Here is a 26,716-nt window from a genome sequence, read left to right as displayed (position 1 = left end):
AAGTTAAGCATTGCTCTTCATTTCTGCTTGCTCTGCGCGAAGTTTCTCAACTTGAGCCATCCGTTTCTTTGAAGGCCAAAAGATGGATTTTCCCAATATAGCTGAAATTGCCGGGACTAAAAACGGTCTAACGATAAATGTGTCTAAGAGTATACCGATAGCAGTAATGACTCCAAAGTGCACGAGAATTTGAATTGGCAAAGTAGTCAAAATGGCAAATGTAGCTGCTAGGATGAGACCGGCGGAGGTGATCACTCCCCCAGTTTCTGCAACCCCTTCTTTAATAGCATCTAAAAGGGGCATTTCTTTGCTTTTCTTCCAGATGCTTGAGATTAAGAAAATATTATAGTCCTCTCCAAGAGCTACAATAAATACGAACGCATACAGCGGGATAAACCCTTGAATAGCTTCCGCTCCAAACCCATAATGAAGTATGATCCAGCCTAAACCTAATGCACTGAAATAAGACAAAAGCACCGTGCCTACTAAATAAACGGTTGCTGTAATGGACCGCAAATATAGTAAAAGCAAAATAGAAATGAAAGTAATAATCAATGGGATGACAAGACTGGAATCAGACTTCGTCGTTTCACTTGTATCATATTGCTCTGCTGTTTGCCCGCCAATCCATACTTCATCACCTGAATCCATTTGTTTTAATACTTTTTTCATTTCCGGTATATGTGCCATCGCTTCGTTGGAATAAGGATTAGCTGTTAATTCAACTTCAAATTTGACAAAGCTGTTATCTTTTGCCCCTCTTGATACATCTGACACTTCTGCAACAAAAGGCAATTCTTCTAATTTCTCCTTGATCACAGCCTCATCATTCTTCGTTTTCACAACAATAGACACAGGAGCTAACTCCCCTGGATTAATATGTTGGGATAAAAGATCAAAACCTTCCCGGGATGGCATATCCTTTGGAAATGAAGATAGCGTGTCGTATGTGTATTCAATTTTTGCTGCAAAAGAAGCAAAAATCCCTAAAATAAGCAAAGTTGAAAGTGCGACTCTCCACGGATAACGACTGACGATATGACCTATGAACTTTCCTAAACCTCGCTCTTTGTTCCCTTTTTTATACGCTTTTCCTTTTCTTTTAGCCAGTTGCTCAGCCATTTCTTCGGTACGAGGCACAAAAGGATAGAAAGAAGCTCTGCCTAGTATGCTGAGTAACGCAGGAATCAATGACAGACTTGCTGCCATCATAATCAATATAGCTAAACTAAACGGAATCGCGAAACGATGAATCGACCCATAATTGGCTGTGATTAAGACAAGCAAAGAAACAACAACTGTTAAACCGCTCATAAAAATGGCACCAGATGAAGTAGCAAATGCGCGTCTTATAGCGCTAAATTTATTTTCCTCTTCTTTTAAATTTTTTCGGAATTGTGCAATTAAGAATAGACAGTAATCCGTACCTGCCCCAAATAATAAAACAGTCATAATGGCAATTCCTTGGGAATCATAGTCAATCATCCCTTCCCTGCCTAGAAACCCGAGAATTGGACTTATGAGCATGTAAGCCATACCAACCCCCACCAGCGGGATTAATGCCAATATAGGTGAGCGATAAATAACAAGCAAGAAGATTAAAACGATCATCACTGTACCAATTAATAATGAAAGATCTCCTTGGCTAAATAACTCTGTTGCATCTACGGCAATGCCTGCCGGACCAGTGATTCTCACGATCAAAGAATCTTTATCGGTTACTTTTGCTGTAAAAGGATCTGTTTTGAAAATCGGTTTCGAAGCTTTTTTAAGCTCCTCTAATCCTTGCTTGATTTCTTCTGTTTCGAGGTTCTGTTCAAAAACGACTGGCAGAACAAACGTTGTTCCATCCTCTGATATTTGCTCTTTTAGAACAGGCAGAGGCATTTGATGAAACGGCGGAACGTTTGCATGTTTAACCGGTTCATCTGTTAGTTTCTTAGTCAATAGTTGAATGGAAACAAGATCAGCCTCTGTTAATTGACCTGCCCTATACCATGTTAATAATGCAGGAGGACCGGTATTTGTTCCAAACTCCCGTTCTATTATTTCTTGCGCTTTTACCGAGTCCGTCTTCTCTAAGAAAAGATCAGCACGCTCATTCTTCTGTGAACTGGCCTGCGGGAGCATTAAGTTCAGAATAAGAATGAGCAAAGCCCAAGTAACAACAACAATCCATCTGCCTTTCTTTCCACTAACAAAAGACCCATAGCTCTCAAGACTATTTTTTATCAAGAATTTTCAACTCCTTTTATAAACTTATCAGTTGATAAGTACAAACCAAAAAAGAGGCGGCTTCGTGAAACTTAGCCACTTATACCCTCTAAAAATATAGTTACAATTAATTTTGCTTTTCGTTCTGCTTCTTCTCTTCTCTTGGAATCATTTAACTGGCGATGGGCTGGCGATTGTAGAAATGATTTCATCAAATCCAAAATAAATAAAGCAATCTCCATTATATTGCTGCCAATAGCCGTCAGGTCCCGTATTTGCTCCTTATGAACAGCTTCCTCTATTATAAAAACGACTGGATTTAAATAACTATCTAGCCACCATTCACGAATAAGTATTTGTGTGTCTTCGTCCATCTCATGCTGAAGGTCATGAAACATCTGAGTTAAATCCTCTTGATGATTCATTAACATGTAATAAGCGATTTGATACAATCGGTCTTTAAATGTGGAATAGTGATTTTTAATATGATACAAATCCGCCTTGGTTCGCTGCATAATTGACTTTACGACTTCAATATAAATCGTTTTCTTATTCTGGAAATGATGATACAATGCCGGCTGAGTCACTCCACAAGTTTCAGCAATTTGCCGTGTAGACACTGAACGATAACCGTAAGTCATAAACAGTTTTTGTGCTGTGTGAATAATCATTTGTTTCGTTTCTTGTATGGAACAGTCATGTTCATTACTGCGTTTCGAGAGCATAATGGCAAATCCTTTCCCTGCTTATCAACTGATTAGTTCAATAATATTATAAAAAGTTAAAAATTAAAACTTTTTGTTGAAAAAATTTTCAATCCGATCTTACTTCCATACACTTCGGACTCGAGTGACGATTAATCCAGCGGTTCGCATCTAGAATGGCAATAATCGATTGAATATTTACCTTTCCCTGCAGCCAATGGAACTTTTTTATTTCTCGTCTATCCTCTTCTGGATCATTTCATTAATTTTCTCCTTGTATCTTTCATCTGTGAAAATTTTTGGTGTGGTGCTGTTATGCTGTTTAGCGTGTCTTGCAAAATTTGAAGCACTCACCCATTGATTGCATTCAGGACAAGGAAGCTCTCCGTTTATCAGCCACTGTTTTATAGTGAATCTATTTGTATACATTTTTAATTCACTCTCATCACTTTCATAGTCACTATCCATCCTTTTGTGTTTATCTGTATGTACCATCGATGATTGAGCGCTTACTTTCTTTTCTTCGTCCTCTTCTTCCACGCCTTCCGTATCTCTTATTTCACGTTCTACAAGCAGGCAGACAGCTTCACTGATGGATAAACCCAATTCATCACAATGCGATTTAAATTCGCTGTATAGGCTTTCTGGAAGGCGTGCAGTCAATACCTCGGTTTTTTCTTTCCTTCTTTTGTTTCTTGCAAATCGTTCAAGATACCCCATGTTATCAGCTCCTCAAAAACATCTTACTCCCCTTATTCATTCTGTATACACCTAAATATTTCCTGCATCTTTTTTGTGAATATATTGAAAGTTTCCATCGAATACAAAACGAATACAAAAAACATTTTCAAATGACTTTTTTCTCCCGGATGAGAAAAACGAATACTATTCTCTTCTTCGTTTCAACTTTCCAAAGAACACTACACCTGCCACAATAAGAATAGTTAACCCCCATTTAATTAAAGGATTTTCGTCAAAAAAACCTTTTAAGAATCTTTCACCTACAATCATTTTAGAAGCAGTAAAGGCTAAAACCGCTGCTCCGGCCACCGCTAGAACATTATCTAGCCCCATTAAAGCATCGGCTATCACAATGGTTTTAATAGCCGACCAAAAACTTTGCCCCGCCTTCACATCATGCCCCTTCTCCTCAACGAGCAGTTTACAAGCAACCCATACAAGCAGGAGGACTTCTATCCAAGGCAAAGTTTTATGTGTAAAAATTGCTCAATGATGAACTACTGCGACAGATTACAATTTTAGCTCGAGAAAAGGAGAAGGAGGTTCAATTCAATTTCACTAGTCTAGAGAATAAAGTAACGGAAAACTTTGATTACCTATTAAGTGAAATTGATAGTGTAAAAACGCAAGTTACCGTAAAAACGATCGTTCAAACAGAAAAAGACCCCGAATAATAGTAACAAAAGGGCGCTTCTTGATTTAAGAAGCGCCCTTTCTTGGCAGGGATGTGCAAAAACATCCAGATTGGCAGGTATCGATAGTCACTAAACGATCTACCTAAAAGTACCAATGTTTAATACACGGAGTTTACTATATAATAGGTACGCACATGTGCCGAACAAAATATATAAAGGAAGAAGGTCTAACACGAATGAGGTACATACAACGAGTTATACTCCTATCCACTTTCTTTGTCGGATGCTTAATAATCGGTGCATTCTCAGACACCGCCGAAGCTAGCCTACTACCGGAAGTAAAACAGTACAAGGCTAGTGATACAACCTATTACATGTACACACCTGAAAAGGTGAACGCAAACACTCCTATTTTGGTATCGATCCATGGAATTGGAAGAAATACGGAGGAGCATTCCAACTTTTACGTACCTTACGCAAAAAAAATGGGATTTATTGTAGTAGCCCCCTTATTCCCTGAATCTAAATTTCCTGACTATCAAACTCTGGGACAAGGTTCTGATAAAAAGTTGATAGATATTATCAATGATGTGAAAGCACGTACAGGTTCGAAGGTTAGTAAAATCAATTTATCTGGCTATTCTGGCGGAGCACAGTTTGCCCATCGCTTTATGATGCGTTATCCAGAAAAAGTTGAGCGTCTTGCGATTGGTGCAGCAGGATGGTATACATTCCCTGACGCCAACAGAAATTATTGGCAGGGGCTAAAGTACTCCTCCGAAGTAGGAACGATGAATCCTGCTGAATTCCTAAAAGTACCTTCTTTCGTTATTGTTGGTGAATTGGATGACGAAAATGAAGGAACATATAATACTAGAAAAAGTATCACTGAACAACAAGGCGCTGGGCGTTATGCACGAGGACAAAATTGGATTAAAGCCATGCAAACGGAATCTAAAAAGTATGGATATAACACACCATACGAGTTTAAAGGTCTGCCGGGCGTTGGTCATGATTTCGGTGCAAAAGACATGATTGAACAACTTGTGAATTTCCACTTTCCACAAACAAACAGTCCAAACCTAGTATACGGCCCAAACATTTTGAAGAATGGAAGTTTTGAAACAAACAGTATAGCGAATTGGAAAGAATGGGTCCCAAAAGGACAATCAAGCAAGCTGGAAATTGAAGATTATAGCCCCATAGATGGGAAATACAATGTTGATATTTATTCAAGCAGGCCATACCATCAAACGCTATACCAACAGCTTTCAGTACCGAATGGCCGCTATGAAGTATCAGCATGGGTGCGACAAAAGCAATCTCCACCTGTTACATCCCTTATGCAAGTTTATTCTCACGGTGGACAACCTGTGAATGTAAACATTGACCATTTAAATACGTATGTAAAATTATCAACTGAGATAAATGTTACAACAAGCAAGCTAGGTATTCAATTCTATATCCATTCAAAAGGCGGTACTCGGTTAAAAATCGACAATGTGGAAGTTAGAAAAATTCAGTAAGGACAAATAATAAATCCAAAAAAGACCACATTTTATGTACTGAACCCCCAAAGTTAGACTTTGCTATTTAAGCAATCAGTTGGCTGGCATGAAGACGGTATTCAACCGGACTCATGCCAGTCAATTTTACTTTTATCCGATCATTGTTATAGTAAAAAATATAATCAGTCACTGCTTGCTCAAGCTCTTCAAACGAGCGATAAACCTTCCCATAGTACATCTCTTGTTTCATTATCCGAAGAAATTTTCCATTGGTGAATTATCCCGACAGTTTCCTTTTCGGGACATACTTTGAAATATACCATTATCTTTTAGTTTCTTAACATATTGCTTCATTTGATAACTCCAGCCCTGATCAGAGTGTATAGGATGTACACGTTACTCCAAGTTTATTGGTAATCCGTAAGAGCTTTTTGTAATTGACGATATAACCCGTTTTTCGCAGCTGCCTTGTCGTCTTCTGATTCGCTTCATACTTATCGGCAATTGCCTGAACGGTTTGCGAGTGAAGATTGTACGTTTGTTTTCGGACGGACTGAACCTCCGTTTTACTTAGCCATTTGCCATAGATGAAAAAATAAGAAGACTCGCAGACGATGTCATTCCAGACAGAAGCCGCTTCCCTCTGCATGGTTCTCAGTTTCGCATACAGCTCTTCCTCATAAGGAATTTGAAAGGAATGCGTGACAAACATCTTCTCTCCCTCTCCTTCTCTTTCAGTGATAAGACAACGATAACAGAACACTTGCAACTGGCGGGGCTTTTTATTTCTCGGCTGTTCTCTCCTGTATCATTTCATTAATTTTCTCCATGTATCTTTCATCTGTAAAAATTTTTTGCGTGGTGGTGTCATGCTGTTTAGCATGTCTTGCAAAGTTTGAAGCACTCACCCATTGATTGCATTCAGGGCAAGGGAGCTCCCCATTTACCAGCCATCGCTTCACTTCGAATCTATTTGTATACATTCTAATTACACCGACTTCATCTTCAACTATACCTTCACTTCTTTTGTAGTCATCCGTATGTGTTTCCGCTGTTTGAATGCTTACTTTCTTTTCTTCTTCCTCTTGTGTATTTATAGAATACAATTTGTATACATAACAAATACAAATTAACCACTTTTTAAATACCTTTCTCTTCTTTGATGGACGGCGTATCTCATCCAGTAACAAAAGGATGGATGAGCACAAAGAACAATGCCTCGATTCTCTATACAACCTTTTGAAGCCCTTTTCAGAGGGGGAATATGGTCAAAAGATTTGTCCTGAACCAAGAGGGTTAGATGCTGGCTATACACGGCTGCAATATTCGATTCATCGTAGTCGGCTGCACATGGTCTTTTTTAAATCCATAAAGGAACAGCTAGGTGAAGAAGCGATCATAAAAGTAAAAAAAGAAGGCGGGCCTTTATAGGACTTCTCCTTCTTCCGGCTAACCTCCGCTTGACGGTTAAAGATATTCAAGTTTACATAAAAAAGTTCCCATAAACTAATACCACTTTTTTCTTTGTTTTAACTTTCCAAAGAACACCACACCTACAACAATTAGAATAGTTAATCCCCATTTAATTAAAAGATTTTCATCAAAAAAACCTTTTAAGAACCTTTCACCTACAATCATTTTAGAAGCAGTAAAAGCTAAAACTGCCGCTCCAATTGTAATTAATATAGGAAAACGTTCGACCCATTTTACAATCATTGTGCTTCCCCATACGACAATTGGAATGGAAAACAATAAGCCGATCGCCACTAGAGAAAAATTCCCGTGTGCAGCTCCGGCCACTGCCAGAACATTATCCAGCCCCATTAAAGCATCGGCTATAACAATGGTTCTAACAGCTGACCAAAAACTTTGCCCCTCCTTCACATCATGTCCCTTCTCTTCAACGAGCAGTTTACAAGCAATCCCTACAAGCAACAGACCTCCTATTAAAAGCAGCCCAGGTATTTTCAGTAGCCAAACAACGGCTAAAGTTGCAACGGCCCTTATTTCTATTGCCCCAATGGTTCCCCAAAAGATGACTTTCTTTTGCTGTTCTTTTGGCAGGTTTCTTGCTGCCAATCCAATCACAATTGCATTATCTCCAGCCAGAACTAAATCAATGACAATAATGGCTAGTAAAGCTGACCAATATTCTGGTGAAAGAAACTCCATATGACATCACTCCTCAGATTCATGATCCGATCGTCTTCAGACAGCAGCGCGAAGGAATATAACAATAGATGTATACTTTGAAGCCCTCAATCCTTTCTTCAACCTAAGAATTCCGCTTCCTAATTTATTTATTTACATAAGCTATTTTATGCTTGTCTTTTTTGCCAATGACATTTGAACAAGCATAAGGGTGATTGCACAAAGAATTGATGACGAATATAAAATGTATACAAAATAATACAAGTTCAAACACACCTTCACTTGAACCGTTTGATGGTTCAAGGTAAAACATTCCTTTCATAAGAAACAAAAAACCCAAATATCGGACACTTATTAAATAGGCGTCCGATATTTGAGTTTCAAATGCTAAACTACCTGCTCGTTTCTTTCCGAACAATGGGAGCTACCTCCACAGCTAATAATTCAATAGCTTCTGCTACTTTTTTAAACGGCAAACCGCCTATGTCCATCTGTGCAATGAAACGTTTATGCCCAAAAAGCTCATATTGGCGAAGGATTTTCTCAATGATCTGCTGTGGACTGCCAACGAACAAAGCAGTATCCGGGCCGGTCATTTGCTCAAAATCTGCTCTTGACATCCTCCCGCCCCTCCCTAGCTGACGGTTAACGTATGTCCAGTAATTTGAATAATAGGGGTAGAACTCGTCCGTCGCTTGTTGGGTTGTCTTTGCGATATACCCATGTCCCGTTACTCCTACCTTGAGACTTTCTAATTCATGTCCAGCGTCAGTACCGGCTTTACGGTATACATCAACCAACGGCTTAAATCTTACTGGATCACCGCCGAGGATAGCTATAGCCATTCCAACACCTAATCTGCCAGCACGGGCCGCACTTTCCAGTGTTCCTCCCACACCAATCCACATTGGTAACCGATTTTGTAAAGGCCGGGGGGCAATTTCAGCATTCCTCAATGAGGAGCGAAAATGACCATTCCATGAGATTGTCTCGTTTTCACTAAGCTTTAAAAATAAATCCATATTTTCTGAAAACAAGGCATCGTAATCATTTGTATCAAAACCAAAAAGAGGGAAAGATTCCACGAACGCCCCTCGACCAGCGATTATTTCTGCACGTCCATTCGAAAGCAAGTCCAATGTAGCAAAGTCCTCGAACAAGCGTACAGGGTCAACAGTGCTTAACACTGTAGTGGCGCTTGTCAATTTGATTCGTTTAGTTATTTGAGCAATAGCTGCTAAAACAACAGAGGTAGACGATATTGCATAGTCTAATCGATGATGTTCACCAACTCCAAAAACATCTAGTCCCGACTCGTCAGCGAGTTTTGCTGCGTCGATGATTTCCCTAATTCTCTGTTGGACATTAACTGTTTTACCGCTATAAGGGTCTGGACATAGATCTCCAAGCGTATAAAGACCAATTTCTACTCCTGAATTTTTACATTCCTCTTCTTCTCGCATCACAGCTTTTTCCTCCAGTTAAGACTATCAGTTACTTTTTGTAATTTATTATATTTATATAACTTAATCTCGTCAAGTGTTGATTCTGCAAAAAATGGTTTGATTCTCTGTCATTTACTTAAAGGATTTTCTTCAAAAAAGCTTTTTAATCATTTTCCACCTACAATCATTTTAGAAGCAGTAAAAGCTAAAACTGCTGCTCCGATTGTTCCTCCAATCTTCAATTTGAGAATTCCTTTTCCTCATTTATTCATCTTTACTCGCAGATCATTCAGGCAGATGAAACAGGCAACAACATAGTTATAAAGTAAAAGAAGAAGGCGGACCTTTAAAGGACTCCGCCTTCTTCCGACTAACTTCCGCTTGACGGTTAAAGATACCAAAGTTAACATAAAAAAGTTCCCGTAAACCCAGGGAACTTTTTTATTATTTTAATCGAAAGATCTTATTTAATACAACAGTCTGCTTCGCTTTTAATCAGCTAACAAAAAGTTAGCCGACAATTTTTTAATATTCCCCTTTGTAGCTTATTCTAAAAAATTAAGGACTTGTTCTGCCGCTGTATCTGTGCCTATGGGGGTTAAATCCGTCAACAGTGGTTACTCCGTTGAATTCATGATAATGACCGCCGCCAGGAAGAGGAATGGCAGGACCAGTTGTCCCTGCTATCCGATGATAATGCCCATCATCCATAGAGGTAAAAGTAAAATACCTATGCATATGCTGGACCCCTCTCGGCGCTGGTTCAGTCGTTCCAGCATACCTATGGCTATGTCCAGCATCGTAAGAAGTCACTCCTCTAAATTCGTGAACATGGACAGGTCTTCCATCCCATGAAGTGATATAAAGGCGATGGGAATGCATAAAGTCTGAATCATCTGAATGAAACATGAACCCAGTCACAGGGATTTCCATTTGCATAACTCCTTTTTGCTTTTTAACACTATATGAAATGAAGACAAAAAGGATTTATGAAAAGGATCAGACCAGCACTTTTCGATCAGATGAAAATTCATATAGATAAATGATAAAAATCAAAAATAAATAACCGCCGCATGCCCCAGCTGCAATATCCGTAAGATAATGTACACCTAAATAAACTCTGCTTACGGCAATAAGGGTTACCGTCGCGATCGTCACAGCTAACCATATGAATAAACGCTTCTTCCCTATCTTAAAAATGTGTGTCAATAAGTAAAACAAAAAGCCAAGAAAAGCGGTAGAATTCATCGCATGTCCGCTTGGAAAACTATAACTGCCGGCTTCAATTATGGCATTAAATGAAGGGCGCTCTCTTTCAAACAATTCTTTTAACAAGCGGTTGGCCCCTCTCACTCCCCAGAATACCAGCATCACAAAGAAAGCCTCACGATACAGCTTTTTCACTACTAATACAATTGAAACAATTATAGCAACAGGAAGCAGCACTTTGAATGACCCGATTTCAGTAAACAAATAAAATAAACCGTTTAAAAATTCTGTTCGAATTCCTTCGAAAAACAAAATAATTTTTACATCGTATTTTTGTAATAGCGGCTGTTCAATATTTAACATAAGCCCAGCCAGCACGATCAAACTGATCCAAAAGAAAAGTTTTTTCATCTTTTTAATATCCTCCGGTTAGCCTAAGCAGCTCTTGATTTATCTGCTAATTATACTTTGGCAAAACAACAACTATTTTTTCACGAATCGCATGCAGCAAGGATAAATTTTCTTCATTTGCGAAAAATAGTAACAATACATAGTATTTTCTCTTTTTAAAACTTAAAACGCAATATTTAACATTCGTTTGGAGGTATCATTCATTGTCATTCGTAAATATAAGTGGTGTTGACCTTTATTATCAAGTTCAAGGCAAGGGGACTCCTATTATTTTTATTCATCCCCCATTGCTTACGAGTGTGACCTTTATCCGCCAGATAAATGAGCTATCCAATCATTTCAAAATAATTGTTTTTGATATTCGGGGACATGGAAACAGCTCTTTTTCAGAAGAAATATTAACTTATCCTTTAATTTCACATGATATAAAACAATTATTAGACCATCTAGAAATAGATCAAGCCTTCATATGCGGTTATTCAACTGGAGGATCTATTGTCCTTGATTTTTTGCTGACATATCCAGAACGCTCTTTAGGCGGTATTCTTATAGGAGCCATGTCAGAAGTAAAGGATCCATCATTAAAAAATAAAATTACTTTAGGAGTAAAGCTAGCGGAATGGAAGGCGCTCACAATTCTTGCCTTATCTGTTTCCTTTACTAATTCAAATACAAAAAAGCTCTTTAAGGAACTGTATCTTCATGCGAACAAAGGCAAAGCCAAAAATATTGAACAATATTACCGTTACAGCTTGTCTTATAATTGTACAGCTCAACTAGATCAAATTAAACTCCCCGTTTTATTGCTTTATGGAGAAAAAGATGTGGCATTTCATCGCTATGCCCGCTTATTAAACGAGAAGCTTCCTGTCAATGAGCTAATACTCATAGGGGACATAAAACATCAGCTTCCTACCAAGGCTGCCTGGGAAGTGAACTATTTCATTAAACGGTTTATATCGACCCAAAATAATTAATAAAGCTAATCATTCTCTCTAGTTTTCTGTTCTCTCTCCTGGAAGAAACGAGATTGACTCAATACGTCAGACTCCCTTGAGTCAATTCCTTTCCATATTGGATGCGCAAATTTTTCAAGGAAATGAACGACCTTAGTAAATTCATGAGGCTGCTACGGAAAATGGCTTGGAGTGATTTATATACAAAATTGCATTTTTTCAAATACCGTGAGTAAACAACCTTTCAGGAGGAGGGTAAAAAGTGATAAGAGATAAAAAGAAAAGCATAAAGATTCATTTGTTTTTACTATTCATTGTTATCGCAGTGTTGATATGGTCAGTGATCAAGCCTGCAAGTTACATAACATGGGCTGCAGAGGCTGTTCCTGCTATAATCGGATTAATCATCGTCATTGCAACGTATAATAAATTTCGTCTTACTACTCTTTCTTATATTATTATTGTCATTTTAGCAGTTACAATGTTCATAGGAGGTCATTACACTTACTCAAAGGTTCCCCTTTTTAATTGGATAAAAGATACCTTTGATTTAAATCGAAATCACTACGATCGCCTTGGCCATTTTCTAAAGGGGCTGTTTGCGATTGTGACAAGAGAAATCTTAATTCGAAAAACCCAAATAATCAAAGGTCTCTGGTTATTTACTATTAGCATTTTACTTGCAATCTCAGCATTGTATGAAATCATCGAATGGCTAGCTTTTACAATCACAAAAGGAGGAAAAGCATCTGAAAACTTTTTAGGTATGCAGGGCGATATGTGGGATGCACAATGGGACATGTCATTGACCCTAATCGGATCCATCCTTTCGCTGCTTCTCCTTTCAAAATTACACGACATATTTTTGAAAAAATTGTAAAAAAGAGCAAATAGGAAATTAAAAAAACAGAGAGCTAAAATGTTGAACAACTCTCTGTTTCCATCCATTCTTCAACGCAACTAAAGGCTTTTAGGATATGTCCGCAGACTCTAATGACGGAACTTTTTCATTCTTTGAAGCAAAAGACCATCCGTATGGTTATTTTCTCCTGTAACAAAATCTTTCATATAATAAGTTAAATATTGGCCGTACTGATTGTCTGTTTTTAACAATAGTTCATCTACATAATAAACTCCTTTAGGTATTTGGTCTAACAACAGGACCGATAAGGAAGCATAAATGCCGCAGGCTACTTGAAAGTAGGTGGCATTTGTTTTGTATTGAGAAAGGATAGAATCATTGTTCAACACATTATACATATACCGTTCTTTGTCTTCGTATACAAGAAGGACCCCGACTAAATCTTCCCCTTCTATTGCTTCATCCAGCGGATCAAGCACCTTCATTTCATGGTTCCACAATTCATCTACATCATCAAGGTTTGAACGAATGAGCTCTGTTGTATGGTCATTTATTTTATAGAGAAACCCGCCTTCCATATCATACAGCTGGCATAAAGTATACACTTCTTCGTGAGGCATTAAACAACCGTTAAACTGTTTATCACCTAACGTTACTTTAAATTCAAAATTATAAACATTTTCATATAGAAAGAGTGGTGTATGATGTTTCATAAACATTGGATAGCTCAAGATCGCCTCATCAAGGAAACTTTCTGGCGACCAAGTTGTATAAATCACATTCTCTTTTGCCATTTCCTTATTCTTAAAGAAGGTTGTGTCATGCTCCACAATATAGCAGCCAAGCGGCTTTTCTTTCGGGTCTTTTTTTAACAGCTCTATCGCCATCCATTGAACGACCCCTGGATTCATGCCTGAGCCAATAATAGAAGATGAATTTGAAAAACTGTCTTTATGATTTTCAAAGTATTTAATTCTCTCCATCAAAGGAAATCCTTCATATAACTCTTGATGTTCATCCACCATTCTGCTTTCTAAAGCGGTATTTACATAATGGATACCAAGTTGATCACAGCACTGCAGCATTTCCACCGTATCTGCACGTGAAACATCAATCACAATCGTTGTTTTTGTATGTTCAAGATGGTTGATCAATTTCTGAGTATCCTGTAAGTCCAGCTGATGACATACAAATTTATCCTGTATATAAGGAAATAACTCGCCATAATAGGCCGGCTCTTTTTGATTATGATCGATTAAATGAATCGTGCAGCTAGTCATAACGTGATGGATAACGTCTTGCTCATCCTGTGCAGCTTTATTTAATATGGAAAGCACTGCTTTTGCCACTCCTCCAGCACTTCCTAGAATAGTGATCACTTTCCGTTGTTCATTCATTCCAGCACCTCGTCCAATCTCTTTTTATATAATATATGTAAAATAGATTGAAACAGTATAGATAGTTCCCCTATAAAACTCAATAAATGTTTGAAAATTTAGATGTTTATCAACAAAAACAACCTCCTGATTTCAGCCATTTCAGCTCAAATTCAGGAGGTTGTGAAAAAGTTAAATGAAAAATATTCAACCTGCATTCAAAAGTAGTTGTTAATAACCTGAGTCGTCTGATGCAAGATTGTCCAGCATCGTATAGTCGTACTGCTGTAACGGCTTTTCTGCCGGTCCTTCAATGACTTCCCCCGTATACGAAAATCGAGAGCCATGGCAGGGACAGTCCCATGACCGGTCGCCGCTGTTCCACTCCACTTCACACCCTATGTGCGTACAGGTTGTATCTACAATGTGCAGCTTCCCGTCTTTATCTTTATAGGCTCCTTTTCTGTGCCCGTTGACAGTAATCACAGCTCCTTCGTCGTTAGATAAGTCATCAGCCCTCGTATTTGGCATCTCAAGTTTTCCTTTAATTAAATGACCGACTACATTCGCATTTTCCACTAAGAAGTTTTTCAGACTCGGATGGGCATAAAATCGAGACGGTGTATATAGACTTTCATAAGCACTCTTTTTGCCTAGAATCATATCCCTAAACAGCAAAGCTGCGGCTGTACCGTTCGACATCCCCCACTTCCTATAACCGGTAGCGATCAGAATATTAGGCTGATCCGAAGTTATTTTCCCTATGTAAGGAATTTTGTCTAACGTAACTAAATCCTGAGCTGACCAGCGATAGATAATATCATCTAAGCCAAAAACCTGTTCGCCAAACTCCTCTAACGCTTTATAATGTTCCATCGTGTCTTTCCCTTGACCAGTCTTATGGCTTTCTCCTACAATCAGCACCATTTCTTCTCCATTAACTGTTGCCGCGCGAAGAGAACGGATTGGCTGATCAGCACTGATATACATGCCTCCTGGATAAGGTTTCTTTGCTTTAACAGCAAGGATATAGGAACGATCGGCATACATCCTCGTAGAGTAAAAGCCTGTTCCTTCATAAAACGGAAAATGTGAACAGGAAAGGACGCGGCTGCCGGTTACACGCGGTCCCTCACTCGTAAGAACCGTTGGCCGCTCTCCTGTTTCAATATTTACAGCTGTCGTATGCTCAAAAATAAGCCCGCCTTTTTCCGTGATCTTGTGGATGAGATGTATTAAGTATTTAATTGGATGAAACTGTGCCTGATTTTTCATCACGAGAGCATTTTTTACTTTTATATTAAAAGGAATGCTGTCAACTAGTCCGCCTTCGATACCGATCTTTTCGTATGCATCTGCCTCTTTACGAAGCTTGTCAGCATACTGATCAGTCGTTGCATATATGTATGCGTCCTGCTCACTAAAGTCACAATCGATTTGGTGTTCGTCCACCATTTGTTTAATAAAGTTTAAAGCGTCCGTATTGGCTTCATAATACAATCTCGCCTTGCTTCTTCCAAAGTTCTGAATGAATTCATCGTATATTAGATCATGTTGGGCAGTGACTTTCGCTGTTGTATGCCCTGTTGTACCATTTAACAGTTTTCCAGCTTCCAACACAGCAACCTTCAATCCTTCATTCGCTAATAGATAGGCAGATGTGATCCCCGTAATACCGCCCCCAACAATCACCACATCCACCTGGATGTCATCATTTAATTGAGGAAACTCCGGTAAGTCAATAAGGTCTCTCCAGTATGGCTCAGGTACTTGTGGCAGTTTTCCACTTATATCATCATGATGGGTCACGCTAAAACCTCCATTCGATATTTCAATATATAGTAGGATTTCCATTTACCGGAGAACTATACTTCATTTCTTATCACCGGCAGCTCCCCTTGTTCTAACTCTTTTAGACTTATCATAAAAGGACAAACACATATTAAAAAAAGTTAGTCAAACACCTAGTGCGTATCCCAAAAAAAGGCATATAAATAATAACAAGGGAGGACAAGGGGCGCCTTACGCAAACTATCTTAAATAAAAAGGAAGAGTTAATAATGAATTTCCAAATGGTTTTTGCGGTATTAGTGTTTTTTATGACGATGGCTGTCATCTTTTGGAGGCCGAGGGGCATAAATGAAGCGTGGCCGGCTGCGATTGGTGCCGGGCTTATTTTTCTAACAGGGGCCATATCCTACGTAGATATTAAAGACATTATCGATAAAATAGGCGGAGCCTCTATTACTATCATAGCCACTATTGTTATGGCTGTCATATTAGAAAGCTTTGGGTTCTTCCACTGGGCAGCTGCAAGGCTTGCAAGTTTATCTAAAGGTTCGGGTTATCGTCTTTACTGGTATATCCAAGTATTATGCTTTTTAATGACACTTTTATTCAACAACGATGGCAGTATTCTAATCACCACTCCAATTTTAATATTACTCTTAACAAACCTCCGCTTGGAACACCATCACCAGATTCCATATCTCTTAAGTGGGGCGTTGATTGCCACAGCTTCGAGTGCACCGATCGGGGTAAGTAATATTGTCAACTTAATCGCATTGAATATCGTGGACATGACACTTTATATGCATACAGCCATGATGTTTGTCCCAGCAACATTAGGATTATTGTTCATGTCTTGGCTTATGTTCATCGTAGTAAAGAAAAAGCTGCCAAAAACACTACCAGATTCTTCATATGATATAGAAGAAATCTTTTTCGAAAAACATTTTCATCCATTAAAAGGTTCTATCTCCGTTAACACAAAACAAGAACGTACGAAATTTATGATGAAAGTGTTGTTGTTTGTCTTTGCTATGCGCTGTCTTCTCTTTGTTGCCTCTTATCTATCCATTCCAATTGAACTAGTAGCAGTACTAGGGTCACTCATCCTACTCGTATGGCGATGGTACCATTTACGAACAAACCCTATTGACATATTGAAAAAAACTCCGTGGCACATTCTGATTTTCGCATTTTCTATGTACATGATTATCTATGGTCTCCATAATGCAGGACTGACAGCTATGCTTGTAAATATATGTGAGCCAATCGTAAATGAAGGCTTGCTCTATGCCAGCTTTGTTATGGGAGGATTGGTCTCTGTCCTATCCAACTTCTTTAATAACCACCCAGCTTTAATGATTGGAACAATTACGTTAACAGAAATGGGATTAGACCCAATCACTTTAAAGACGATCTATCTTGCCAATATTATTGGGAGCGACATGGGTTCATTGCTATTGCCCATCGGAACCCTTGCCTCACTTATTTGGATGCATATCTTGAGACAAAATAAGATTAAAGTAAAATGGAAAGATTATTTAAACGTTTCATTGATCGTTATTCCTCCAACAACCATTCTCACTTTGTTTTTACTATACTACTGGGTCCAAATGGTCTTCGCTTAGAATCATCCCACTATTTTATCTGTTTAAATGGCTGAAAATTTTTTATTTTTTCTCCCATTAGGTTATTTACCATTCATGTTAAATAAATTTTTGCATACGATGTAGTCAGCATGTTTATAAAGGAGAGATTTTCTATGCCAAAAAGAAAAAAAGGTAAGAAAGGTATGGGCACTACGACTACAGGAACTACAAGTACAGGTACTACAAGTACAGGTACTACAAGTACGGGTACTACAAGTACGGGTACTACAAGTACAGGTACTACAAGTACGGGTACTGGTGGAACAGGCACAGGTACTGGCGGAACAGGAACGGGCACTGGTGGAACAGGAACGGGTACTGGCGGAACAGGAACGGGCACTGGTGGAACAGGAACGGGCACCGGCGGAACAGGCACAGGTACTGGTGGAACAGGAACGGGCACCGGTGGAACAGGAACAGGCACTGGTGGAACAGGAACAGGCACTGGTGGAACAGGAACGGGCACCGGTGGAACAGGCACCGGCGGAACAGGAACGGGCACTGGTGGAACAGGAACGGGCACCGGTGGAACAGGCACCGGCACCGGCGGAACAGGCACAGGCACCGGCGGAACAGGAACGGGCACCGGTGGAACAGGAACAGGTACTGGTGGAACAGGAACGGGTACTGGTGGAACAGGAACGGGCACCGGTGGAACAGGAACGGGCACCGGTGGAACAGGAACGGGCACCGGTGGAACAGGAACGGGCACCGGTGGAACAGGAACGGGCACCGGTGGAACAGGAACGGGCACCGGCGGAACAGGAACGGGCACTGGTGGAACAGGAACGGGCACTGGTGGAACAGGAACGGGCTCTACAAGTACGGCCAGCTCTACGACTACAGATACGAGTACTACGAGCGGCCCAGGTAAAGGGAAACGTGGAAAACGCAGAAGACGCCGTTAATTAAAAATGCTTGAGCCTGGTCAATAATGATTGGCTGGGCTCAAATATGAAACGATCATATGAACGATATCAAAAACTTTCCAATTAAATGCGAAGCAGTAATACTACGTTGAATTTTAAGGGATCAATGGTGTAATGAATGGTCAACTTAGATACCAGTATACGGGTATCAATCTATCATCTTGTGGAATAAGAGAAAGGAAAGAGAAGATATGTCTGATCTAATTCCATCTTATTTTTTGATCATTGAAGAAGGCGATCTTGAAGATTTACGTTCTAATATATGGATTGATGATCCTGTCCCTGCTTACTTGCAGGCAAAAGATGTCACTTATGATGTCGATATTTCCTACCGTGGATCATACACACGGAACTTCCGAAAAAGATCCTATCGCATTGTGTTTATCGAACCGGAAAGATATGATGGAGCACGAGAAATTCATCTAAATGCGGAATATAGAGACCCCTCTCTTATGCGTAATAAACTGTCCCTTGATTTTTTTCAAGACATGGGTGTATTGTCTCCAAATAGCCAACATGTAAATTTAATTCGAAATGACTCGCTTAAAGGTGTTTATTTACAATTAGAGTCCGTGGATGATTTATTCTTTAAAAAAAGAAACCTTCCTTCCGGCCCTATTTATTATGCCGTTAACAATAATGCCAACTTTTCCTTAACGAGAGAGGAAAAACCTAAAAAATCACTTCTTGCAGGCTACAAACGAATGTTTGGAAATGAATCAGATGACGATTTCCTCCACGATTTTATAAACAAAGTCAACACGACCCCTCCCTCCAAATTCTATGATGAAATTTCTCAGCACCTCAATATGGATACATTTTTACGGTGGCTCGTTGGAGCTGTTTGTACAATGAATAATGACGGATTCACCCATAATTATGCATTGTATCGGAACAGCGAGACTAGTTTATTTGAGATTCTCCCTTGGGACTACGATGCAACCTGGGGAAGAAAAGTCGATGGCGGAATCATGAGATATGACTATGTTCCACCTGGTGGAAAAATGAATAACCAATTATGTTTTCTTTTGCCGAAAGTACCTGAATTACGAAAGCTGTACAGAGATTTATTAGAGGAAACTTTAGAAACGAAGTTTACGATAAACTATTTAGAAGATAAGGTCATGTCATTACATGAATCTTTGCGGCCAAATGTGCTGCTGGATCCTTATAAAAAAAGGAAAATCGAAATATTCGATGGTGAACCAGAGATTATTTTTCAATTTATCCGCGATCGCAGCCGCTATTTGAGAGAGCATCTAGCGAAATTCAACTAAAAGAACCCCTTTCTTATTAAAAAACAATTAAGAACTGTAGGATGGTGTCGTTATTGTGGGGCTCATATATATAAAAAACACCGAAAAATATGGTAATGGAGTATATGCTGGACGTGATATAAAAACAGGCGAACTCATTGAAGTTTCTCCTATTTTAGTATCAGATAAAACCGAGTGGAAGTATTTAAGAAAAACAGTCCTTGTGGATTACTGTTTCTCTTGGGGGAAAAATTATAAGCATACAGCCATTGCCCTAGGCTATGGAGCCTTATTTAACCACTCTTATACACCGAATGCTTTATTTGATTATAATGAAGACAATTTATCAATAGACTTTTACGCAAGGAATGATATTAAAAAAGATGAGGAGATCACTATAAATTACAATGGAGACCCTGATGATCGATCCGCATTATGGTTTGATGTCATCGATTAAGCTGTCACTCCATACCGAAAAGCGAAAGTTCTCATTCTAGAACCTTTATAAATACTTAACCGCTTCTTTCTGGCTGACATTTGTTAATAGATCTCACTAGCCTGCACATTTCGCTTAACTTGTGCAGGCTTTTTGATGCAACAACCATTGAATCTACACTGTTATTTCATATAATCAGCGATTGAAAATCATAGAAATGTGCCAACAATTTCTTTTTTCCACCCTTTATCGGCTCATTAAGAGTGCTTTCCCTTCTTTTCGTCACAAGAAATTTCGGGTATTATTAATACTAACAACTATTGTACTGTTCGGTACTTTCTTTTATTATCAGATTAAGAGGTTCTATCTCATCTATACTTCAGAAAGATCCGACAGTTCAATCGTTTGTTTATTAGTGGCAGCCGCTGGATCAATTTTTACTATTTCTTACTGACAAAAATCGAGTTTTCTATGAAGCTTATGAGAAGAGCAGTAAAGGAATGATACTAGACAACACGAAATTCACTACAGCGTTTCTCAGCGCCATAATAGCACTTATTCAAAAGGAGCTTTATACATTGAATATACAACTTTTTCTAGCTTTTGCTGTTTCATTTATTACCGTTTTAATTGTTACACCTTTTGTCATTCGATTAGCAATAAAAATAGGGGCCGTTGATAAACCGAATCAAAGGAAAGTCCATCAAACGTTAATGCCGCGGTTAGGCGGTTTAGCCATTTTTATCGGTGTAGCAGCCGGCTTCTTTGCTTCGGGTTTATATCATGAACGTGTGGCTACTATTAGTATAGGAGCATTATTAATTATTATTCTAGGAATTTTCGATGATTTGTATGAGCTTTCCGCTAAAATAAAATTCCTCGGACAAATTTTGATCGCCGGGTTAGTTGTCAGCTCAGGCCTAACAATTGATTTTATCGCTATTCCGTTCGTGGATGAAAGATTACAGCTTGGATGGCTTGCTTATCCTTTTACTATTTTTTGGATTGTAGGTATTACGAATGCGATCAATTTGATCGATGGATTAGATGGCTTAGCTGCAGGCATTTCATCCATCGGGATTGCATCGATCGCTATTTTAGCGGCCCTGTCAGGAAAAGGATTAATCCTGACTCTAGCTTTAATCGTTCTAGGGAGCACGCTTGCTTTCTTATTTTATAATTTTCATCCAGCTAAAATTTTTATGGGAGATACAGGTGCGCTCTTTCTTGGGTATATCATGGCGATTTTATCCCTTCTCGGATTATACAAAAGTGTAACGCTGTTCAGTTTTATTATTCCCATTATTATTTTAGGTGTCCCTGTATTTGATACGACCTTTGCGATCATTCGCCGCATTATTAATAAGAAACCTATTTCAGCTCCAGATAAATCGCATCTTCATCATAGAATTTTAGATTTGGGATTGTCTCATAGAAATACGGTACTTGTTATTTATGGATTTGGTATTCTTTTTAGCATAGCTGCGATCCTTTTATCGTCTGCTGCTCTGTGGGTATCCTTGGCCATATCGTTCCTTCTCTTAGTCATTCTTCATCTGATCGCAGAGCTCGTTGGTGCCGTCGGTGAAAGATACAAAGCCTTTTCTAAGATCTACAGAAAATTGTCCGGCCGATCCTAAAAGATCGTTTGTAAGCAGCTCGAATAGGGTGTCCCAAAGTATAACTTTTAGGGACATCCCTTTTTTTGTATAGTTCTTTAAACTTGTCCGTTGATTTCTGTTCCAGTCGCTTCACTTTCCCGCAGGAGTCTTCGCGCCTTCTGCTACAATCAGCTTCGTTTGAACTTTGTGATACGTTAACATTCGTCAGAATTGACACCCTTTATTTACACATGTAATAATCAAAGTAATTCGTGTTTTATCTTTTATACTTCTGCTTCATTTTAATAATCTAACGGGAGGCTGAATGGGATGAAAACAAACTCTGACGCAAAAAAAATTTCTGTTAATTCAACTGTTTCCTTAAAAGGAATTGTAAAGGCGATCTTTAACGATACGATTCATATACAGGTTGGCGGGAAAATTATTACGATCCCCACTTCTCATATCACTCCATGAGAACATGCTTAACAACATAGAATAATCGGACTTTCCTTTATTAAAATAAATAAAAGAGGAGCTGACGATGGTCAGCTCTTTTTTGTGTACCTTTCCGAAATCCTTTTTACATTTGAAATTGGACGTATCCTTGCCTAAAAAGTTGATAAATGTACTTATTTTAGGAAAACTATATGATGGGCAGGTTATTCCGGCCAAGTTCAACTGAAAGCAGGTCATCTACATGAATGAGCAACAAAATGAACAGCAAGAGCAGCTGGAAAACTTTCAACAACAACTTCAGCTGCAGCAACAGCAGATCGAGCAAAACCAAGCACAGATGGAGCAGCAATTTCAAACAAAAAAACAACACACATTGCAAGCACTCCTACAAGCGGAACAAACGATACAGCAACATGCCTCTATGACAAATCTACAGCCTTTACAGCAGGCCCAGCAGCTTCTGCAGCAGGCTACACAGCAGCTGAATCACATGCAGGGCCTCGCCGTTACACAATCAACAACGGCTCAACAACAGCAGTTGGAGCAAGTACAGCAACAAATTGAGCAGGCATCACATACGCTTTCGCTTATTCAATCGCTGAACAATGAGAATAACAGTTTTAAAAAAGGATAATTGTATGTACCCTCGACTTTCACAAAATTAGTCGAGGGTGTTTTTTGTTTCATTCAGTAGTGTATTTTCCTCTTGCAGAACAGCTTTAACGGCTTCTTTGATTTCCTGATATCCAGTACATCGGCAGAGATTGGATTGCATCCACTCTTCAATCACTTCTTCTTCTGCATCAGGATGCCGAGCTTTTAAGGCGTGACAGTTTAAAATAAAGCCAGGTGTACAATATCCGCATTGAATAGCCCAATGGCTCACAAATGCTTGTTTGATGGAGGAATCTTCCAAACCTTCTATTGTCGTAATGGTCTGATCTATTTGTTCAATCGTTAAAGACAAACAAGAATGCATCGGCTCTCCATTAATTAACACGGTACAAGCCCCGCAGTCACCATTCTCACAAGATCGTTTTGCACCGGTTAATCCTAGTTGTTCTCGTAATGTGTGCAGGAGAGTGTCAGCGAATCGGATTATCACGTCATGGCTCTCCCCATTAACATGGAGACGAATCACTGATTTGGATGTGTTATTTGAAATCATCATTATTTCCCCTCCAATGCTTCTATCATATCCTGCAAACCATTTTTTAACACAAATTCACGGTAACTGGCTGATCCGTGAAGATCTTGAACAATGGGGGCAGGAAGATGGGCAACAGCCTGGTCAATCTTCTTCTCTGTTGAAAGTGATGAATCATTTAATGCATCTTCTATCTCCGGTGAACGAAAAGGATATTCACAGACCCCGCTAAAAGCGACCCTCATTCTGTTCTCTTTTGCGAGCGCTGCAATAGAAACAACCGGGTACCCTACTTTGGACATTTTCGTTCTTTTAAAACTTGCATAGGGCAGATCGATATAATCTTTCTTAATGACAACTTGGATAAGAAACTCCCCGGGCTTCATGTTGATTTCTTTTTGAAAAATCTCTGCTAGTGGAACGATTCTCTCCTCTTCACTTCCAGCAATTTTCACTGTGGCATCCGATAATAATAAGGGTAAGATACTTTCCCGATACATTAATTTACTATGAATGTTCCCTCCAAGAGTAATTTTGTTTCTTGATGTATGATCAGCAATTCGTTTCACGGTCTCTCCAAGCAGCGGAAACAAATTGGATTCTGCAATTTTGTTTAATGAAACAGCCGCTCCAATGACTAATTGATCGCCCTGAACCTCCAGGATATGGCATTCATAAATTCCTTTGAGATCAATAACCGCATCAGCCGTTATTTTATTTACCCGGGCAAATGTAATAAACTCCGTGCCGCCGCAATAGAAAACAACTTGCTTTCCATTTTCACTCATCATTTGAAACGTTTGAACCGCCTCATTGACAGAGGCGGGTTTATAATATTCAAAATCAAATGGAATCATTGTCCGCCCCCCTTTTTCGCTTGCCATATCATTTCCGGGATGAGGGGTAATTGATTCAGTTCTACTTGTGCCGCTTCGGAAAGTCCATTTGCCAGTGCGGCTGGTGCACCGATGACCCCGTATTCTCCTATTCCCCGGGCGCCATACGGTCCGTCTGCGGCTGGTGTCTCAATAAAGTCGACAAGATATTCATCTGGCTGTTCCCCAAACCGCATCATCTCATAACTTCGGAATTGAGGATTTTGAACAATACCCTGCGCATCAAAAATAAAAGATTCACGGCTGGCGAAGCTTAGGCCGAGATACATGCCTCCCCTCATTTGCTGTACAGCCATTGCTGGATTAATAATGGTCCCGCCATCGATAACCGTTACTGCTTTTAGAATCTTGTACGTAAAATCCCGCGTGTCCCATTCAACCTCTACCGCCTGGGCGCCAACAGACCACCAAGGACCCGGCTTTCCAAATCCTGTTTCTTGATCCATCGGGGTTAAGTGCCTTTGAATATGTTTTCCATGACCGACCACTTGTCCCTCGATTGCATGGCCATTGGGATACTTGTATCCAAGGGCTATGTCCTTGATCGGTACTCCATATTCGGGATTAGCCTTCAAATACACACGGTTTCCGCCCACTTCCAGATCTTCCACTGAGCATTGTAAAACGATAGAAGCCGTTCTTTTCAATTGGGAAATCGCATCCTCCGCAGCAGCTAAGACCGCCCGGCCCGCTAAAAAGGTCGTACTGCTGGCCACCGTACGCCATTGATGAGGATCATATTGTGTGTTTACTTCCATCTTCACATGAATTTTATTCATTTCCATGCCGAGCTTTTCGGCTAGAATTTGTGCAAGAAGCGTTTTCGTTCCCTGTCCAAGTTCGATAGCTGCACAGTTTAAATTGACACTGCCATCCGCTTCGAAAGTTAGAATGACTCCTGATTCGGCATTTGTTGCTGTTGTCGATGTCTTCCAAAACAAGCTGATTCCCTTGGCGCGTACTTTGCTTTTCTCGACTTCTATCCGCCGCCCTTTATTCCATTGAATAAGCTCTTTAGCCCGGTTGATGCATTTCTCAGCGTCACCAATGTTGTTGGCGGTTAACAGGGCCTGAGTAGGAGAAGTGTCTCCTGGTTTAATCACATTTTTCACCCTTAATTCAATAGGATCGATGTTTAACTTTTTGGCTAATTGATCCATCGTTCTTTCCACCGCAAATGTTAATTCCGGATGACCGTATCCCCGGAAAGATGTAGCAAAAGGGTGGTTCGTATACATACAATAAGAGTCACACCATACGTTTGGTACATGGTAAGGGCCCGTACAGTCGAGCGCTGCTGCTCTAGTAATACCTGCTGCTTGGTCCGTATAAGCACCGGAATCAATTAAAAAGGTATACTGCCCCGCAAGTAATTCCCCATCTTTGCTTGCTCCCAGTTTAATCGTAGCTTCGATCCCGATATGTCCGGGAGCCGTAATCATATCCTCTTCCCGCTCATACTCTAATTTTACTAGTTTGCCCCCCACTGCCTTGGATGCTAAATAAGCAAGTGGTTCTAATTGAACGGTCCCCTTTCCGCCAAATGCTCCGCCAATCATAGGAACATGGACGATAATATTTCCGACTTCAATATTAAAAAATTGATTTAACACCTTTTTAATGGTAAACGGGGATTGGGTACAGGAATGTACAATGACTTTGCCGGCTGGATTAATTTCCACCCGTGTCGCTCTCGTTTCCAAAGCTGCATGATCGGAAAGGTTAAAGGAATACGTCGCTGTCACTGTTTCCTCACAGTTTTCCCACTCAGAGATGAAATCCCCTTTACGAATCTTAATATGGCTTCCTATATTTGTCCCCGGAACGGGATAGACATTGCTAATAATTTTCATATATTGGCTGGAGTCTTCATGGACTAAAGGCGCCTCTTTTTGAAAGGCTTGGCTGACAGAATTCACTACCGGCAGAGGTTCATAATTCACCTTTACCTTTCGGGCCGCTTGCTTCGCCTGATGTTCATGATCAGCTACAACAATGGCGATCGGTTCACCATAATAACGTACTTTCTCGAATGCTAAAGGAGGCCGATCCGCTAAAATAGGACCAATATGAAATGGAAACACCTTCCCAGTAACGATGGCGCGTACCCCTGGCATTTGCCACGCTTCCTCCGTATCAACCGATTGAATCCTAGCATGAGCATATGTGCTTGTTACCAGCTTTGCATGCATCATTCCCGGCATCAAAAAGTCTCCAACGTATCTGACTGTTCCCTCTGCTTTTTCTACTGCATCAATTCTTTGTTCTGCTTTGCCAACAGATGTCCATATCTTGCTGTTCATGACGCATACCTCCTGTTTAATCGATCATTCCACTTCACTT

At 39.7% G+C, this 26,716-nt stretch carries 24 protein-coding genes and 2 pseudogenes; 10 read left to right on the top strand and 16 right to left on the bottom strand.

Annotated elements, in window-relative coordinates:
- Positions 1-3: 3 nt before the first annotated feature.
- The 4 genes and pseudogenes from QYG89_RS05900 to QYG89_RS05885 form a co-directional block, all read right to left on the bottom strand.
- Positions 4-2,232 (bottom strand): MMPL family transporter, encoded by a 2,229-nt coding sequence (locus tag QYG89_RS05900; protein ID WP_404315664.1) that lies wholly within the window; start codon positions 2,230-2,232, stop codon positions 4-6.
- A 74-nt stretch (positions 2,233-2,306) separates the two neighbouring features.
- The gene (locus tag QYG89_RS05895; RefSeq protein WP_404315513.1) at positions 2,307-2,939 is read right to left on the bottom strand and encodes a TetR/AcrR family transcriptional regulator; all 633 of its coding nucleotides are present in this window, start codon (positions 2,937-2,939) and stop codon (positions 2,307-2,309) included.
- A gap of 207 nt (positions 2,940-3,146) precedes the next feature.
- On the bottom strand, positions 3,147-3,638 hold the full coding sequence (locus tag QYG89_RS05890; protein ID WP_404315511.1) for a hypothetical protein: 492 nt from the start codon (positions 3,636-3,638) through the stop codon (positions 3,147-3,149).
- 165 nt (positions 3,639-3,803) lie between these two features.
- Positions 3,804-4,106: pseudogene (locus QYG89_RS05885) on the bottom strand (TerC family protein); the annotation flags it as partial.
- Positions 4,107-4,530: 424 nt separating this feature from the next.
- Here QYG89_RS05885 and QYG89_RS05880 point away from each other — a divergent pair.
- A complete protein-coding gene (locus QYG89_RS05880) occupies positions 4,531-5,820 on the top strand; it encodes a carbohydrate binding domain-containing protein (RefSeq protein WP_404315509.1) in 1,290 nt (429 codons plus the stop codon).
- Between the two features lie 67 nt (positions 5,821-5,887).
- On the opposite strand, the pseudogene QYG89_RS05875 reads toward QYG89_RS05880, so the two are convergent.
- From QYG89_RS05875 to QYG89_RS05845, 7 genes and pseudogenes are all read right to left on the bottom strand, one after another.
- Positions 5,888-6,186: pseudogene (locus QYG89_RS05875) on the bottom strand (transposase); the annotation flags it as partial.
- Positions 6,176-6,514: a hypothetical protein gene (locus tag QYG89_RS05870; RefSeq protein WP_404315507.1), complete on the bottom strand. Its 339-nt coding sequence runs from the start codon at positions 6,512-6,514 to the stop codon at positions 6,176-6,178. The gene QYG89_RS05870 and the pseudogene QYG89_RS05875, both read right to left, overlap by 11 nt.
- Positions 6,515-6,584: 70 nt before the next feature.
- Complete coding sequence (locus QYG89_RS05865) at positions 6,585-7,010, bottom strand: hypothetical protein (RefSeq protein ID WP_404315505.1); 426 nt, start codon at positions 7,008-7,010, stop codon at positions 6,585-6,587.
- 298 nt (positions 7,011-7,308) lie between these two features.
- Positions 7,309-7,974 carry a TerC family protein gene (locus QYG89_RS05860; RefSeq protein WP_404315503.1) on the bottom strand — a complete coding sequence of 222 codons (666 nt, stop codon included), beginning with the start codon at positions 7,972-7,974 and terminating at the stop codon, positions 7,309-7,311.
- Between the two features lie 371 nt (positions 7,975-8,345).
- A complete protein-coding gene (locus QYG89_RS05855; protein WP_404315662.1) occupies positions 8,346-9,416 on the bottom strand; it encodes an LLM class flavin-dependent oxidoreductase in 1,071 nt (356 codons plus the stop codon).
- 540 nt (positions 9,417-9,956) lie between these two features.
- Positions 9,957-10,331 carry a YmaF family protein gene (locus tag QYG89_RS05850; RefSeq protein WP_404315501.1) on the bottom strand — a complete coding sequence of 125 codons (375 nt, stop codon included), beginning with the start codon at positions 10,329-10,331 and terminating at the stop codon, positions 9,957-9,959.
- 66 nt (positions 10,332-10,397) lie between these two features.
- A complete protein-coding gene (locus QYG89_RS05845) occupies positions 10,398-11,018 on the bottom strand; it encodes a phosphatase PAP2 family protein (protein WP_404315499.1) in 621 nt (206 codons plus the stop codon).
- 203 nt (positions 11,019-11,221) lie between these two features.
- Between QYG89_RS05845 and QYG89_RS05840 the strand changes: the two genes are divergently transcribed.
- Positions 11,222-11,995: an alpha/beta fold hydrolase gene (locus QYG89_RS05840; protein ID WP_404315497.1), complete on the top strand. Its 774-nt coding sequence runs from the start codon at positions 11,222-11,224 to the stop codon at positions 11,993-11,995.
- 241 nt (positions 11,996-12,236) lie between these two features.
- The gene (locus QYG89_RS05835; protein ID WP_404315495.1) at positions 12,237-12,854 is read left to right on the top strand and encodes a DUF2238 domain-containing protein; all 618 of its coding nucleotides are present in this window, start codon (positions 12,237-12,239) and stop codon (positions 12,852-12,854) included.
- 110 nt (positions 12,855-12,964) lie between these two features.
- Here QYG89_RS05835 and QYG89_RS05830 read toward each other — a convergent pair whose 3' ends face one another.
- Complete coding sequence (locus QYG89_RS05830; protein WP_404315493.1) at positions 12,965-14,233, bottom strand: saccharopine dehydrogenase NADP-binding domain-containing protein; 1,269 nt, start codon at positions 14,231-14,233, stop codon at positions 12,965-12,967.
- 210 nt (positions 14,234-14,443) lie between these two features.
- The gene (locus QYG89_RS05825; protein WP_404315491.1) at positions 14,444-16,021 is read right to left on the bottom strand and encodes an FAD-dependent oxidoreductase; all 1,578 of its coding nucleotides are present in this window, start codon (positions 16,019-16,021) and stop codon (positions 14,444-14,446) included.
- Between the two features lie 251 nt (positions 16,022-16,272).
- On the opposite strand from QYG89_RS05825, the gene QYG89_RS05820 reads away from it, so the two are divergent.
- From QYG89_RS05820 to QYG89_RS05790, 7 genes are all read left to right on the top strand, one after another.
- Positions 16,273-17,628: an arsenic transporter gene (locus tag QYG89_RS05820; protein WP_404315489.1), complete on the top strand. Its 1,356-nt coding sequence runs from the start codon at positions 16,273-16,275 to the stop codon at positions 17,626-17,628.
- Between the two features lie 134 nt (positions 17,629-17,762).
- The gene (locus QYG89_RS05815; protein ID WP_404315487.1) at positions 17,763-18,557 is read left to right on the top strand and encodes a hypothetical protein; all 795 of its coding nucleotides are present in this window, start codon (positions 17,763-17,765) and stop codon (positions 18,555-18,557) included.
- A gap of 212 nt (positions 18,558-18,769) precedes the next feature.
- Complete coding sequence (locus QYG89_RS05810) at positions 18,770-19,855, top strand: CotH kinase family protein (RefSeq protein ID WP_404315485.1); 1,086 nt, start codon at positions 18,770-18,772, stop codon at positions 19,853-19,855.
- 55 nt (positions 19,856-19,910) lie between these two features.
- Entirely contained in the window at positions 19,911-20,291 is a 381-nt protein-coding gene (locus tag QYG89_RS05805; protein ID WP_404315483.1) for an SET domain-containing protein, read from the top strand.
- Positions 20,292-20,848: 557 nt separating this feature from the next.
- Entirely contained in the window at positions 20,849-21,910 is a 1,062-nt protein-coding gene (locus QYG89_RS05800) for a glycosyltransferase family 4 protein (RefSeq protein ID WP_404315481.1), read from the top strand.
- A 291-nt stretch (positions 21,911-22,201) separates the two neighbouring features.
- Positions 22,202-22,348, top strand: a complete 147-nt coding sequence (locus QYG89_RS05795) for a hypothetical protein (RefSeq protein WP_404315479.1) — start codon at positions 22,202-22,204, stop codon at positions 22,346-22,348.
- Positions 22,349-22,571: 223 nt separating this feature from the next.
- The gene (locus QYG89_RS05790) at positions 22,572-22,964 is read left to right on the top strand and encodes a hypothetical protein (protein ID WP_404315477.1); all 393 of its coding nucleotides are present in this window, start codon (positions 22,572-22,574) and stop codon (positions 22,962-22,964) included.
- Positions 22,965-22,991: 27 nt separating this feature from the next.
- Here QYG89_RS05790 and QYG89_RS05785 read toward each other — a convergent pair whose 3' ends face one another.
- The 3 genes from QYG89_RS05785 to QYG89_RS05775 are packed head-to-tail and all read right to left on the bottom strand — an operon-like array spanning position 22,992 to position 26,676.
- Positions 22,992-23,498, bottom strand: a complete 507-nt coding sequence (locus QYG89_RS05785; RefSeq protein WP_404315660.1) for a (2Fe-2S)-binding protein — start codon at positions 23,496-23,498, stop codon at positions 22,992-22,994.
- A 2-nt stretch (positions 23,499-23,500) separates the two neighbouring features.
- The gene (locus tag QYG89_RS05780) at positions 23,501-24,334 is read right to left on the bottom strand and encodes an FAD binding domain-containing protein (protein ID WP_404315475.1); all 834 of its coding nucleotides are present in this window, start codon (positions 24,332-24,334) and stop codon (positions 23,501-23,503) included.
- The gene (locus QYG89_RS05775) at positions 24,331-26,676 is read right to left on the bottom strand and encodes a xanthine dehydrogenase family protein molybdopterin-binding subunit (RefSeq protein WP_404315473.1); all 2,346 of its coding nucleotides are present in this window, start codon (positions 26,674-26,676) and stop codon (positions 24,331-24,333) included. Before QYG89_RS05775 ends, QYG89_RS05780 begins: the two co-directional genes overlap by 4 nt.
- Between the last annotated feature and the right edge of the window lie 40 nt (positions 26,677-26,716).

The organism is Bacillus lumedeiriae, assembly GCF_044891285.1.
Taxonomy (GTDB): domain Bacteria; phylum Bacillota; class Bacilli; order Bacillales; family Domibacillaceae; genus Pseudobacillus; species Pseudobacillus lumedeiriae.
Note: the sequence above shows the minus strand (reverse complement) of the source record. Positions and strands in the feature narration are given on the sequence as shown.